13 protein-coding genes, 2 tRNA genes and 1 pseudogene are annotated in these 12800 nt (G+C 61.9%); 9 read left to right on the forward strand and 7 right to left on the reverse strand.

Annotation, left to right across the window (positions count from 1 at the left end; genetic code table 11):
* The first annotated feature begins 311 nt into the window (after positions 1–311).
* Positions 312–1880: a UbiD family decarboxylase gene (locus SB753_RS13755; RefSeq protein WP_410800423.1), complete on the forward strand. Its 1569-nt coding sequence runs from the start codon at positions 312–314 to the stop codon at positions 1878–1880.
* 58 nt (positions 1881–1938) lie between these two features.
* The gene (locus SB753_RS13760; protein WP_410800424.1) at positions 1939–2634 is read left to right on the forward strand and encodes a LysE family translocator; all 696 of its coding nucleotides are present in this window, start codon (positions 1939–1941) and stop codon (positions 2632–2634) included.
* A 76-nt stretch (positions 2635–2710) separates the two neighbouring features.
* Here the strand turns inward: SB753_RS13760 and SB753_RS13765 are convergent, their stop codons facing one another.
* From SB753_RS13765 to SB753_RS13775, 3 genes are all read right to left on the reverse strand, one after another.
* A complete protein-coding gene (locus SB753_RS13765) occupies positions 2711–3676 on the reverse strand; it encodes a threo-3-hydroxy-L-aspartate ammonia-lyase (RefSeq protein WP_410800425.1) in 966 nt (321 codons plus the stop codon).
* Positions 3677–3893: 217 nt separating this feature from the next.
* Positions 3894–4208 carry a hypothetical protein gene (locus SB753_RS13770; RefSeq protein ID WP_410800426.1) on the reverse strand — a complete coding sequence of 105 codons (315 nt, stop codon included), beginning with the start codon at positions 4206–4208 and terminating at the stop codon, positions 3894–3896.
* Between the two features lie 369 nt (positions 4209–4577).
* Positions 4578–4739, reverse strand: coding sequence for a hypothetical protein (locus SB753_RS13775; RefSeq protein WP_164701921.1), 162 nt, complete (start codon positions 4737–4739; stop codon positions 4578–4580).
* A 239-nt stretch (positions 4740–4978) separates the two neighbouring features.
* Between SB753_RS13775 and SB753_RS13780 the strand changes: the two genes are divergently transcribed.
* From SB753_RS13780 to SB753_RS13795, 4 genes are all read left to right on the forward strand, one after another.
* Positions 4979–5926, forward strand: a complete 948-nt coding sequence (locus SB753_RS13780) for a Rossmann-like and DUF2520 domain-containing protein (protein WP_410800427.1) — start codon at positions 4979–4981, stop codon at positions 5924–5926.
* Between the two features lie 77 nt (positions 5927–6003).
* Positions 6004–6324, forward strand: a complete 321-nt coding sequence (locus SB753_RS13785; protein WP_410800428.1) for an EthD family reductase — start codon at positions 6004–6006, stop codon at positions 6322–6324.
* 198 nt (positions 6325–6522) lie between these two features.
* The gene (locus SB753_RS13790; protein WP_027776334.1) at positions 6523–7086 is read left to right on the forward strand and encodes a YggT family protein; all 564 of its coding nucleotides are present in this window, start codon (positions 6523–6525) and stop codon (positions 7084–7086) included.
* A 106-nt stretch (positions 7087–7192) separates the two neighbouring features.
* A tRNA-Gly gene (locus tag SB753_RS13795) sits at positions 7193–7266 on the forward strand.
* 108 nt (positions 7267–7374) lie between these two features.
* Here the strand turns inward: SB753_RS13795 and SB753_RS13800 are convergent.
* On the reverse strand, positions 7375–7647 hold the full coding sequence (locus SB753_RS13800) for a hypothetical protein (protein WP_410800429.1): 273 nt from the start codon (positions 7645–7647) through the stop codon (positions 7375–7377).
* 530 nt (positions 7648–8177) lie between these two features.
* Here SB753_RS13800 and trmB point away from each other — a divergent pair.
* A complete protein-coding gene (gene trmB / locus SB753_RS13805) occupies positions 8178–8966 on the forward strand; it encodes a tRNA (guanosine(46)-N7)-methyltransferase TrmB (protein ID WP_410800430.1) in 789 nt (262 codons plus the stop codon).
* Between the two features lie 62 nt (positions 8967–9028).
* On the opposite strand, the gene SB753_RS13810 is transcribed toward trmB, so the two are convergent.
* The 3 genes and pseudogenes from SB753_RS13810 to SB753_RS13820 all read right to left on the reverse strand — a co-directional run bounded on the left by SB753_RS13810 (position 9029) and on the right by SB753_RS13820 (position 10886).
* Positions 9029–9880 (reverse strand): undecaprenyl-diphosphate phosphatase, encoded by an 852-nt coding sequence (locus SB753_RS13810; protein WP_088175252.1) that lies wholly within the window; start codon positions 9878–9880, stop codon positions 9029–9031.
* 50 nt (positions 9881–9930) lie between these two features.
* The gene (locus SB753_RS13815; RefSeq protein WP_087752859.1) at positions 9931–10521 is read right to left on the reverse strand and encodes a DUF1439 domain-containing protein; all 591 of its coding nucleotides are present in this window, start codon (positions 10519–10521) and stop codon (positions 9931–9933) included.
* 54 nt (positions 10522–10575) lie between these two features.
* Positions 10576–10886: pseudogene (locus tag SB753_RS13820) on the reverse strand (YkgJ family cysteine cluster protein).
* Positions 10887–11105: 219 nt separating this feature from the next.
* On the opposite strand from SB753_RS13820, the gene hemN reads away from it, so the two are divergent.
* Both hemN and SB753_RS13830 read left to right on the forward strand, forming a co-directional pair.
* On the forward strand, positions 11106–12491 hold the full coding sequence (gene hemN, locus SB753_RS13825; RefSeq protein WP_410800431.1) for an oxygen-independent coproporphyrinogen III oxidase: 1386 nt from the start codon (positions 11106–11108) through the stop codon (positions 12489–12491).
* A gap of 106 nt (positions 12492–12597) precedes the next feature.
* Positions 12598–12682, forward strand: a tRNA-Leu gene (locus SB753_RS13830).
* The last annotated feature ends 118 nt before the right edge of the window (positions 12683–12800 follow it).

Below are 12800 nucleotides of genomic sequence, written 5' to 3' on the forward strand. Positions count from 1 at the left end.
AATGGGACCGGGGGCAGTGGTAAAAGGTTCACGCCCTGCAACCAACGTGGACGGATTCTAGGGCACGGTTTTATAGATCGTCAACACTATAAACTCGCGAAGGTATAACTAATTGTAATAACGACAAGGGTTCCGACCGCTCAAAGGGCCGTACGGAGCGGTTTTTCGGCATTTTGGCGATTGCCGCTCGCCCTATGACGTTCGGCCGATCTACGTGCGCTAGCCAACGCAGGTAAAATCGACAATCGTTCCAGCGCCTCCTCCGCAGTCGCGCTTCCTCTATCGCCGCTCGCGGCACACAACCGCATCAGATGAAATACAAAGACCTGCGTGACTTCATCGGCCGTCTCGAGACGATTGGAGAACTGCGCCGTATCCCGCAAAAGGTATCGCCTGTACTGGAAATGACTGAACTGTGCGACCGCGTGCTGCGCGCCGGGGGGCCGGCTCTGCTGTTTGAGAACCAGCAGGCGCATGCGTTCCCGGTGCTTGGCAACCTGTTCGGTACGCCGCGCCGGGTAGCGCTCGGTATGGGCATCGACGCTGAAGCCGGCGAAGGCGACGGCGCCGCGCTCGACTCTCTGCGCGACGTCGGCCGGCTGCTCTCTGCGTTGAAGGAACCGGAGCCGCCAAAAGGGCTGAAGGACGCGGGCAAACTGTTCTCGCTTGCGAAGGCGGTGTGGGACATGGCGCCACGAACTGTGAGCGCGCCACCTTGCCAGGAAATCGTGTGGGAGGGTAACGACGTCGACCTGGAAAAGCTGCCTATCCAGACTTGCTGGCCGGGGGACGCCGGCCCGCTGATCACGTGGGGCCTGACCGTCACAAAAGGCCCGAACAAGAGCCGACAAAATCTCGGCATCTATCGCCAGCAGTTAATCGGACGCAAGAAGCTGATCATGCGCTGGCTCGCACATCGCGGGGGCGCGCTCGACTTCCGCGAGTTCGCGTTGAAGAACCCCGGCCAGCCGTATCCGGTAGCGGTCGTGCTGGGTGCGGATCCGGCAACCATTCTCGGCGCGGTGACGCCAGTGCCGGACACGCTGTCCGAATACCAGTTCGCAGGCTTGCTGCGCGGTGCTCGGACGGAGCTGGCTAAATGCATTACGCCCGGCGTCGACGGTCTGCAGGTACCCGCGCGCGCGGAAATCGTGCTCGAAGGCTTTATCTATCCGCAGGAAGGTGCGCCCTCGCCCGCTCCGGCCGGCGCGCCGCCGCGGCCGGTCAAGGGCGCCTCGGCCGCCTATGAGCACGCGCTGGAGGGTCCGTATGGCGACCATACCGGCTACTACAACGAACAGGAGTGGTTCCCCGTATTCACTGTCGAGCGCATCACGATGCGCCGCGACGCGATCTACCATTCCACGTACACCGGCAAACCGCCCGACGAGCCCGCCGTGCTCGGCGTCGCGCTCAACGAAGTGTTCGTGCCGCTTCTGCAGAAGCAGTTCAGCGAGATTACCGATTTCTATCTGCCGCCAGAAGGATGCAGCTACCGCATGGCGATCGTGCAGATGAAGAAGAGCTACCCGGGTCACGCCAAGCGCGTGATGTTCGGCGTCTGGAGCTTCCTGCGGCAGTTCATGTATACGAAGTTCATTGTCGTCGTGGACGAAGACGTCAACATTCGCGACTGGAAAGAAGTGATCTGGGCGATCACCACGCGCGTGGACCCGACACGCGATACGGTGCTCGTCGATCGCACGCCGATCGACTATCTCGACTTCGCGTCGCCGGTCGCGGGCCTAGGTTCGAAGATGGGACTCGACGCGACCAATAAATGGCCTGGCGAGACCGATCGCGAATGGGGCCGGCCTATCGAAATGAACGCGGCGGTGAAGCAGCGAATCGACAGTTTGTGGAACGAACTGGGACTGTGAGCGCGTCGAGCGCACCGAGCGCGCCGCCGCATAACAAACAGATGGAGCATTCGCAGGCATGCATGCCTTCTCGATGATGTCGGACGGGTTCTTCCTGTCTTTGTCGTTGTGTCTCGACATCGGCCTCGTGAACGTCGCGATGATTTCGCTCGCGCTGTCTCACGGATTCAAACCGGGCTTCTGGCTCGGCCTTGGGTCGTGCGTCGGCGATCTGATTTATGCGGCGCTTGCGCTAGCGGGCATGGCTGCGCTGCTGCAGTTCGAGTCGGTGCGCTGGGTCGTGTGGATTGGCGGCGCGCTGATCCTGCTGTTTCTTACCTGGAAGATGGCGCGCGAAGCGATGTTTCCGGCGTCGGCACCTCCTGTCGCCGGCGAGGCGGACGCCAGTTCGCCGCATCTGTCTGCGTGGCGCGGCTTCCTGCGCGGGGTGTTGCTGGCGGTGTCGTCACCCTCGGCGATTCTGTGGTTTGCCGCAGTCGGGGGCGCGCTGATCGCCAAAGCCGGCGCGACGAGCGCCAAAACCGCGCCCGCATTTCTCGGCGGTTTCTTTCTTGGCGGCTTGTGCTGGACGGTGTTCATCTGCGGCCTCGGCAGCCACGGCCGCAAGCGAGCCGGCACTGGTTTGCTACGCGCGTGCCATGTGTTGTCCGCGCTGCTGTTCGCCTACTTCTCATACAGCGTGATCGTGAACGGTTACCGCGATCTGATTCTGCAAACGGCAGAGCGCTCGCCAGTCGCACAAGCGGCGAGCTGACATGCAACGGCCCGCCCTATGAACCTGGGGCGGGCCGTCTTCCTACACGTCAAGCCGGCTTCGCGCCGGAAGACAATCAGGCCAGGTACTGCGCGAGCTTCTCGAGATCGACGTTACCGCCGCTCACCACCACGCCCACACGCTTGCCCTTCACTGGCACCACGCCGTTGAGCACGGCCGCCGCCGCGAGGCAGCCGGTCGGCTCAACGACGATTTTCATGCGTTGGGCGAAAAACCGCATGGTGTCGATCAACTGTTCGTCGGTGACGGTTTCGATCCGCGCAACCAGCTTGCGAATGATCGCGAAGGTGTAGTCGCCCAGATGCGTCGAGGCCGCGCCATCGGCGATGGTGCGCGGCGTGTCGATATGCACGATCTCGCCGCGCGCAAGAGATTGCTGACCGTCGTTGCCTGCTTGCGGCTCCACGCCGATTACCGTGCAGTCCGGGCTCAAGGCCGCCGCCGACAACGCGCTGCCGCCAATCAGCCCGCCACCGCCCAGACACACGAATAGCATGTCGAGCGGCCCCGTTTCGTCGATCAATTCCTTTACCGCCGTACCCTGCCCCGCGATCACATGGGGATGATCGTATGGCGGAATCAGCGTCATGCCGCGCTCCTCGGCGAGCCGTCGGCCGATCTCCTCGCGGTTCTCCTTATAGCGGTCGTAGGTGATTACCTCGCCGCCATAGCCCTTGGTGGCGGCCACTTTGGCTGCGGGCGCGTCGTGCGGCATGATGATCGTCGCGCGGATGCCGGCGAGGCGCGCCGACAGCGCAATAGCCTGCGCATGGTTGCCGGACGAATAGGTCAGCACGCCGGCCTTGCGCTGCTCCGCGTCGAAATGCGAGATCGCGTTATAGGCGCCGCGAAACTTGAACGCGCCCATTCGCTGAAAGTTCTCGCATTTGAAGAATACCGACGCTCCGGTGCGCTCGTTGAACGTACTCGAGGTCAGAACTGGCGTGCGGTGCGCGACGCCCTCGAGTCGCCCTGCGGCGTCGAGCACGTCGTCGAACGTGGGAGCGGGAAGTGGGTGCATCGGCTGCATTGGCGGAGTTCTCCAGAGCGGTGGCGAAACAGCCATTCTCCCAGCTTCGCGGACGCTTTGAAACGTCGGCAACAACTCACCAATGCCGTAAAAGCAAAACGGCGTAACGCGGCGATCAAGCCGGCGTTACGCCGTTAAGACTGTCTGCCCGCCCACAGCCAGACGTCAACCAGGCAGGTGTCGATCACAACTCGTGGGTCAGGCAGAATTAGCGCCGATAGTAACCGTGGCCATAACCACCACCGTAGTAGCCATGGCGATAATAGGGTCGACCATAAGCGTAATACCCACCCACTACGACGGGCGGCGGCCCATAGACCACAGGCGGCGGCGCATAGACGACGGGAGGCGGCGGCGAATAGTACACCGGCGCCGGCGGGGCATAGACGGGCGCGGCATAGACAGGATAAGCCGGCGCGACCGGTACCCCGATACCGATACCGACAGAGACGTGTGCCTGCGCGGTGGCGGCAAGCCCCACGCCGAGTGCGGCGGCAACGACGAACGGAACGATCTTCTTCACTTTTGTTCTCCTGGCGCGGCCCATTGAAGGTCGCCAACTTCGCATGCCGTGCATGCTACGAAACCAATTTATCCAAAAAGCCCGCGCGACGCTGTTCGCATTTGTTGCAAATTGCAATACGCGAAAAGGTTTTGCGCTGTGGCCTGGAAAGCAGCATCGCTTGTAAAACGCGAACGGCCTGAGGAATCAACGGATTGGGCCTCTTCGCGGTGGACACGAAGGTGTCGCCAAGCAATGGCGAGTTAAACGGACGCCGCGTCGGTAATCTTTAATTACAAATTAGCTTCAATGCTGACGGCGCAGAGCAACGGCCCAATAAAAAACCCGGCGCAGAGGCCGGGCTTTGTTAAGGCTCGAAACGGATGTCGGTCAGCCGACCTTCACGTAAGCGAACTCGCGGGACACGTTCGGTGGCACGTAGGCGGCGCTGATGCGCACGCGTGGGCTCAGACGCTTCTTCTGATCCCACCAGCGACGCCGCTGAGCGTGGGTCAAGAACCGCAAGTGCTTCCGGTAAGAAAAAATATTCATCGTAGCCTCCCCGAATCCGATTGCGAAATTGCGAAGCGAATACCCATAGACAGCCACGGCCGACCGGCCATCCGGAAATTGTGAGCAGTTTTCAAGCCCGCAGGGCGCGCGCGACGCCATGATCAGCAGCTCGCGTCATATCGCAGGCAAACTCATCTGACGACCGTTGCACGCGCTGCGCGCTTGCCGATGCGCGATACTGCTTGTTCCCTATCACGCCCCGTCTGGAGCACGTCGACATGTCCCAGTCCCAGTCCCAGCCCGACTCCCATTTGCCACGCCTCGGCTTTATCGGCGCGGGCCGGCTCGCGCGATGCCTCGCGCTGAGTTTCTCGCGCGCAGGCTATCCGGTAACGGCAGTGGCGAGCCGCACGCCGGCTTCCACTAGCCGGCTCGCCAGTCAAATTCCCAACTGCATGGCGCTCGACGATCCTCAGCAAGTCGTCGACGGCGCCGATGTTGTCTTTTTAGCCGTTCCCGACGACAGCATCGGTACGTCAGCGCACACACTGCGTTTCGCCCCCGATGCAGTCTATGGCAAGGCGCTCGTGCATTGCAGCGGCGCGTCGCCAGTCGAGTTGCTGGCGGGCGCGCGGGACCAGGGCGCGGCGACTGGCGGCTTTCACCCGCTCTACCTGTTCAGCGGCGAGCTGGCCGACCTCGACCGTATCGCCGGCTGCTCGGTGACGATCGAGGCCGACGGCGACCTGAAAGACACGCTGACGGCGTTGGCCGTCGCGCTAGGCTGTCATCCGTTGTCGATTCCGCCGGGCGGCCGCATGCTTTACCACGGCGCCGCGCACTATGCGGCGAGTTTCGCGCTCTGCAGCCTCGCTGAATGCGTCGCGCTGTGGCGCACGCTCGGTTTTGCCGAGGACGAAGCGTTGCGTGCGCTGTTGCCGATGCTCGCGGGCACCATCCAGACCGCTCGCGACAAGGGACTGCCCAACGCGCTCGCCGGGCCGGTCTCGCGCGGCGACACCGGTGTCGTGCAAAAGCAGTTGGCGTTGATGGAAAGCCTCGGCGGAGATCACGCTGCGTTGTACGGTTTGCTGTCACGGCGCGCGGTCGAGCTGGCGCAACGCCGCGCCACGCCGCCTGCGGCAATCGCCGCAATCGCCGACGCGGTGGAAGATTCGTTGAGCCGCTCGCTGAATCAGGCGGCAGCAGGTGCAAGCGTCAAGTAAGCCGTGATAATGTGACGTCCGGCGCCGCGCGCAATCCGCCGGCGCCTCGCTTCGGGACCAACAGACGAGAACGCACAATGATCAAGGTCAGCATCCTCTATCCGTATCGGGAAAACGGCCACTTCGACGTGGACTATTACTGCGTCACCCACATGCCGCTCGCGGCGGAACTGTTTGGCCCGTCGCTGAAGGGATGGTCCGTCGACGTGGGCATCAACGCCGGCCCGCCGGGTACGCCGCCGCCGTATGTGGCCGCGGGGCACTTCCTGTTCGAGAGCACGGATGACTTTTACAAGGTCTTCAAGCCGGCATCCGAACGCCTGCTGGCCGACATTCCGAATTACACCGACGGCGGCAACGGCGCCATTCTCATCAACGAAATCAAGGTTTCCGTGTGACTGGCCGCAGTTGATGCGGGGGCGGCTCTTCGTCCGTCGTTGAAAATGCGAGCCTTGCACGACCCGTATCATCCGCTTGGCAATGCATGCGGCCGCGTCGGCGGTCGATGCCAGTTACTGACCCGCCTGTGCTCCAGACCGAAAAGCACCGGCGCCCATGCCGTTCCACGGCTGTCATCAGAAGCATAAGGACACACGATGTTTGGCGATATCGCCCGTTTTCTGCTCAATACCGTCTTCACCCTCTTCGGCGCGGCGCTGCTGCTGCGCGCCTGGCTGCAGGTCGTGCGCATGCCGCCGTACAACCCGGTCACGAACGCCGTGCTACAAGCGACGAACTGGATCGTTCTACCCCTGCGCCGCATTCTGCCGAGCACGCGCAACGTCGACTGGGCGAGCCTCGTCGCGGCGCTGATCGCGGCGATCGTCTACGTCGTGCTGATGGTGGTCCTGACCGGCGCCGACCCGCTCACGCTGGTGCCGACGCTGCTGATCGTCGCGGTGCTGACCGTGATCAAGTGGGCGCTGAATCTGATCATCTGGATGACGATCCTGATGGCGCTGCTGTCGTGGCTGAATCCGCGTTCGCCGGCAATGCCGATCCTTTATCAACTGACCGCACCGTTTCTGAATCCGCTGCGACGCGTCGTGCCGCATCTGGGAGGCATCGACCTCTCGCCGATTCTTCTTTTCGTGATCGTGCAGGTGCTGCTGATGGTGGTCACGCGTGCCGCTGTCCAACTGACTTACTTCGTGATCTGAAGCAAAGCGGAATGCCGGACGATGTCGCCGCGCACAGTGCGGCATAAGGAAGAGCAGCGGCGCAGTTTGCGCTCGCTGCCCTTTCGCGAGTAAAATAGCGCGCTCTGCGGGCGTCGTATAATGGTAATACCCTAGCTTCCCAAGCTAGAGCCGTGGGTTCGATTCCCATCGCCCGCTCCAGATACCTTCCGGCAGTTTTGCAACCCGCTCGCAACTGCTGCTCCGAAGAAAGTATCTGCATTCACCGCACTGAAGTTCAGTTACGCAAAGCAGAACACGCCCGATACGTCAAATCCACTGATTGGCTTTCCACGCCAAACGGGCTGACGCCGCATTGTGATAGCGGCCGAGAATATATCGAATTCCGCCGCGGCATTCTTCCACTGCATTGCCAAAAGACTTGACGCCATCCGGATTCAATTCATATTGCGACGGCAACAATTGAAACAGGCCACGCGCTCCGGATTTAGGATTGCGCAGATTCACCGCGCCGCCCGACTCCTGCGCCATGAGCCACAGCAGATCGTTGAATTGAGTCAGCGGCACACCTTCAGTCGACATCGCTTCCCGAAGCGCATTCACGGACGTAGCGGGAATCTTGGTGGGTTTAATCGGGCTCCAGCCGGTTTTCGCTGGTTTTGCTTCGCGGTGATTGTGTGTGTGTGCTTACTCATAACGGTATTCGCGTAGTTTAATCGTTGAAAAAGGCTGGCTTACAGAACGATTAAATCATACAAGACCTGCACCGTTATTAAAACGTAATGTGCGCTGCCTGCGGCCGCGGCGAACGGCGCGCTGTCTGGACGCACCCTTTCGCGTTGTGCTACCTTACGCGCACTTGCAACGCCCGCTCCACCTTGTTGCCGAGCCTTGGGCACTAATCAGGCACGAGCCGCCTCTACGAAGGCGGCTTTTTTGTAGCGACGGCTAGCCCGCGCGGCGACTGATTGCAATCCGCTTGCCGACATCACAACCGGCTCGTGCTGACGCGGTGCGCCGCGTCGTCATCAGCGAGCGACGATCAGCGCCAAATTTTGGCCAACCCGCGCCGAGCAGGCCGCGAAGCCTTCATCCTTGTAGCAGCATCGACCATGATCCACGATCCCAACAACGCCGGCTTGCCCGACGACCTTCCGACGTCCTCCAACGAAACAGACGATGTCGCCGCCGCTGCCGACGACTCTGCGCCGCACGGCGAAGCCTTGCATCTTCGGCGCATTCGCAGCTTTGTCACGCGCGCCGGCCGCGTGTCGACCGGTCAGCGCCGCGCGATGGACGAGCTCGGCCCGCGCTTCGTCGTTCCGTTCACGCCGCAGCAGCCGGACTGGAACAGCGTATTCGGCCGTGAAGCGCCGCGCGTGCTGGAGATCGGCTTCGGCATGGGCGCGACCACCGCGGAAATCGCCTCGCACCGTCCAACTGACGATTTTCTCGGCGTCGAAGTGCACGAACCGGGTGTCGGCGCATTGTTGAAGTTGATGGGCGAGCAGGCGCTGACCAACATCCGCATCATTCAGCACGACGCCGTGGAAGTGCTCGAACAGATGATCGCGCCGGACAGTCTCGACGGCGTGCACATCTTCTTTCCCGACCCGTGGCACAAGGCGCGCCATCACAAGCGTCGCCTGATTCAGCCGAAGTTCGTCGCGCTGCTCGCGTCGCGCCTGAAGCCCGGCGCCTATCTGCATTGCGCGACCGACTGGCAGAACTACGCCGAGCAAATGCTTGAAGTGCTCAATGCCGAGCCGACGTTGCAAAACACCGTCGACGGCTATGCACCGCGCCCCGAATATCGTCCCGTAACGAAGTTCGAGCGACGCGGCCTGCGCCTCGGCCACGGTGTGTGGGATCTCGTGTTTCGCAAACGCGACGTCGCATAAACAAAAAGGTCCGCCACCTCAAGTGACGGACCTTTTTTCCGGCCGGCGAAAAGCGGGGAGACTTACTCCGTCCAGCTCAGCGCGCCGCTATAGCCGACTAGCAAGATCAGCAATCCAAAGCCAATGCGATACCACGCGAACGCCGTGAAATCGTGTCCGGCGATGTAGCGAAGCAACCATCGCACACACAGAAAGGCACTGACGAACGCAGCCACGAAGCCGATCGCGAAAACGCCGAGCGCGTCGACGGACAGCAGATGCCAGTCCTTGTACAACTCGTAGGCAGTCGCGCCGAACATGATCGGGATCGCGAGGAAAAACGAAAACTCAGTGGCCACGCGCCGGTCGAGTCCGAACAACATCCCGCCGATGATCGTCGAGCCCGAGCGCGACGTGCCAGGGATCAACGCGAAACATTGAGCGAGGCCGACCTTCAGCGCGTCCATTGCGCTCAGATCGTCCACGCTGGTCACGCGCGCAACCCTGGCTTGTCCGCCTTCGCGGGCTTGCGCGCGCTGGCGCGCTTCTGCCCACAAGATGACGACGCCGCCCACCACCAGCGCGAACGCCACCGGCACCGGCGAAAACAGCGCGGCCTTGATCGACTTTTCCAGCAGTAGACCGAGCACGACCGCCGGAATGGTCGCGATGATCACGTTCAACGTAAAGCGCCGCGCTTCCGGACGGCTCGGCAGGCCGGTCACCACGCTGCCGATACGGCGGCGAAACTCCCAGCACACCGCGAGAATCGCGCCGAGCTGAATGACGACGTCGAAGGTCTTAGCATGTTCGTCGGTGAAGTTGAGGAGACTCCCCGCGACGATCAGGTGCCCCGTACTCGACACCGGCAAAAATTCCGTCAAGCCTTCTACGACGCCCAGAATCAACGCCTTGCAAGCCAATAACCAGTCCATCCGTGCCCCTCATCGTTTTCGTTTGTCGGCCCTGCCGGCCACGCGCAACGTCATTTCTCGACAATTTGCACGCGTATACCGTTTGTAAGGATGGTGATTGTACCGGGTTCGTAATTAACTCCGGCAAATTGAAGTTGTTCCGGCTTGAATGTGTAGATCGGGTAATTGCTCAGCAACTGCGTGGCGAGCACGGCGGCGGCGGCGTTGATCTGTTGCGTATAAGCCTGCGCGTCGCCGCTCACGCTGACGTTGTCGACGTTGGGCGATTTCAGCACGACGGATTTGCTCGCGGCGTCGTACGCGAGTTCGCTCGACAACGTGAAGACGCCGTCAACCGGCTGCGGCATGAACGGGCTCGCGAGGTGCGCATCGAGCTTCACCGAAACACGGTTAGCGTCGGGCAGCAAGCCGACCACCGGATGGCTCAGCGCGACGTCGAATACTTGTGAGACAGTGCGTTGATACGGGAATTTGCGCTGCACGGCGTCCTGCACTTGCTGCTGCGAGAACGTGTAGTGCGACGGAATGAACGGAAAGATCGACGCGGCGCAGGCCGTGAGCGAGACAACGCCAAGCGCGCCGGCACCGGCCAGCGCTGCGAGTAGAAAACGGCGCCTGGTGGGCGCGACAAGTCCAGTCATACACAATCTCCGATCAACCACCATTGAGAGCCTGCCTCGGTCCAGGTACTTGCTTTATCCAACTTCCGGCCGGGTTTGCGCTTCGAGCAGCGTGAGCCATGCAAGCGCGCTTTCTCTGTCCGGTCCAGCTGCGGCTGCAGCCCCGAGCAGCATGCCGGCCGCTCGGGCCGGCCGAAGATCGCGCATCGCAAGTCTTCGCCTAGTTGCACGCAGCGCACGCCCGCCGGCTTGCCGTTCGGCATGCCCGGAATCGGACTCGAAATCGACGGCGCGATACAACACGCGCCGCAATCGGGGCGGCACGCATGATCTGCCACATCAAACGGAGAGTCGCGTTTCGTCACGCGATCGCGCACATCACTCACTACATTGTCCTTAAATCGAAGAGCGGCGTATCGCCACCCGACCCGCATTGTGCCACTGCGTCGCGTGCGACCTTTTTACACAATCCGGCGCGAGACCGCTCACGTAAACTCGACTGACCCTCAAGGCCACGCTCGTGAGGCGCCGCGAGTTCCGTTCATCAATGCGGGAAACAGCGGAGTTCCCGCCTCTTTGCCGGTGGCCATCACAACGAGCCCTTCATGACCACCGCCAATTCGCTGTTTCGCCCGGATCTGCTCGCCAAGTACAGCGCGAACGGCCCGCGCTATACGTCCTATCCCACTGCCCTTCAGTTCCGCGACAACTTCTCCGTTGCCGACTATTTACGCGCCGCAGCGGACCCCGGCGCATCGGCCGCGGACCTCTCGCTGTACTTCCATATTCCGTTCTGCGACACAGTTTGCTTCTACTGCGGCTGCAACAAGATCGCGACGAAAAACCGCGCGCGCGCCCGCCCCTACCTCGAACAGTTGAAGCGCGAAATGGCCTTGCAGGCGGCGTGTTTCGATACGCGCCGGCCAGTATCGCAATTGCATCTGGGCGGCGGCACGCCCACGTTCATGTCGAACGATGAACTGGCCGAGCTGATGAGCGCGGCCCGCGAGCACTTCACCTTGCTGCCCGACGACGAAGCCGAATATTCGATCGAAGTCGATCCGCGCGAGGCTTCGCCCGAGACCATCGCGCATCTACGCAAGCTCGGCTTCAATCGCCTGAGTCTCGGCGTGCAGGACTTCGATCCGCTCGTGCAGCGCGCCATCAACCGCATACAGCCGCTCGATATGACCGCCTCTGTCATGCAGGCCGCGAGGCATACAGGCTTTCATTCGATCGGCGTCGATCTGATTTACGGGCTGCCGCATCAAACAGTGGAAAGCTTCACTCGCACGCTCGATACGATGATCGAACTCGCGCCTGATCGCCTCTCCGTGTTCGCGTATGCGCATATGCCGCAGCTCTTTAAAATGCAACGTCAGATGGACTCGGCCACGCTGCCCTCGCCTGCAATGCGGCTCGCTATCTTGCAACGGGTAGTCGAGCGTCTGACAGCGGCGGGCTACGTCTACATCGGCATGGATCACTTCGCGCTACCCACCGACGAACTGGCGCGCGCGCAGGCACAGCGAACCTTGCACCGCAACTTCCAGGGCTACAGCACGCGTGCCGAATGCGACCTGATCGGCTTCGGCGCGTCGTCGATCGGCAAGGTCGGCGACGTCTACGCGCAGAACGCGAAAGACCTGCCCGCGTATGGCGCGGCGATCAGCGCCGGCAAGCTGGCAATTGCACGCGGTGTACGCCTCACCGCCGACGACCGTCTACGCCGCGACATCATCACCCAGTTGATGTGCAATCTGGAATTGCGGTTCGACGAATTCGAAGCGATGTACGGCATCCGCTTCGCCGATACGTTCGAGCCCGAACTCGACCGCTTGCGCGGCTTCGAGCAGGACGGCCTCGTGTCGCTGACCGGGCGCAAGCTGGAAGTGCAGACAGCCGGGCGCATGCTCGTGCGCAACATCGCAATGGTGTTCGACCGCTATCTCGGCCAACAGACGCTCGAACGTTTCTCGCGCACTGTTTGACGGCATGGCGGGCGGCGGCTGCAACCGGCTTGCCCGTCGTCGAATTTTCGGCCATAATCTGCGTCTTCGCGACGCGCCAGTATCTCGCGCGTGCGCTGCAAGACCTGCCCAGGTGGTGAAATTGGTAGACGCAGGGGACTCAAAATCCCCCGCCGCAAGGCGTGCCGGTTCGATTCCGGCCCTGGGCACCAAACATTTTCGTAGTCAGCACGAAATCAGCCGCAAGATGTATCGCAAACCCGCGCAAGCCAAACGCTTCGCGGGTTTTTGCTTTTCGGCGAGCACGGCTCTCGCCCTGCTCGCCTCATC

The sequence above is a fragment of the Paraburkholderia sp. SIMBA_053 genome, assembly GCF_046534895.1.
GTDB classification, from domain to species: domain Bacteria; phylum Pseudomonadota; class Gammaproteobacteria; order Burkholderiales; family Burkholderiaceae; genus Paraburkholderia; species Paraburkholderia caledonica.

Bases quoted from the DNA above. Each gene is read 5' to 3' on its own strand.
- SB753_RS13800 (WP_410800429.1), bottom strand. From the start codon at position 7,647: ATGTCGACTGAAGGTGTGCCGCTGACTCAATTCAACGATCTGCTGTGG.
- trmB (WP_410800430.1), top strand. From the start codon at position 8,178: ATGATCCACGATCCCAACAACGCCGGCTTGCCCGACGACCTTCCGACG.
- SB753_RS13785 (WP_410800428.1), top strand. From the start codon at position 6,004: ATGATCAAGGTCAGCATCCTCTATCCGTATCGGGAAAACGGCCACTTC.
- SB753_RS13775 (WP_164701921.1), bottom strand. From the start codon at position 4,739: ATGAATATTTTTTCTTACCGGAAGCACTTGCGGTTCTTGACCCACGCT.
- SB753_RS13790 (WP_027776334.1), top strand. From the start codon at position 6,523: ATGTTTGGCGATATCGCCCGTTTTCTGCTCAATACCGTCTTCACCCTC.
- SB753_RS13765 (WP_410800425.1), bottom strand. From the start codon at position 3,676: ATGCACCCACTTCCCGCTCCCACGTTCGACGACGTGCTCGACGCCGCA.
- SB753_RS13810 (WP_088175252.1), bottom strand. From the start codon at position 9,880: ATGGACTGGTTATTGGCTTGCAAGGCGTTGATTCTGGGCGTCGTAGAA.
- hemN (WP_410800431.1), top strand. From the start codon at position 11,106: ATGACCACCGCCAATTCGCTGTTTCGCCCGGATCTGCTCGCCAAGTAC.
- SB753_RS13760 (WP_410800424.1), top strand. From the start codon at position 1,939: ATGCATGCCTTCTCGATGATGTCGGACGGGTTCTTCCTGTCTTTGTCG.
- SB753_RS13815 (WP_087752859.1), bottom strand. From the start codon at position 10,521: ATGACTGGACTTGTCGCGCCCACCAGGCGCCGTTTTCTACTCGCAGCG.
- SB753_RS13780 (WP_410800427.1), top strand. From the start codon at position 4,979: ATGTCCCAGTCCCAGTCCCAGCCCGACTCCCATTTGCCACGCCTCGGC.
- SB753_RS13755 (WP_410800423.1), top strand. From the start codon at position 312: ATGAAATACAAAGACCTGCGTGACTTCATCGGCCGTCTCGAGACGATT.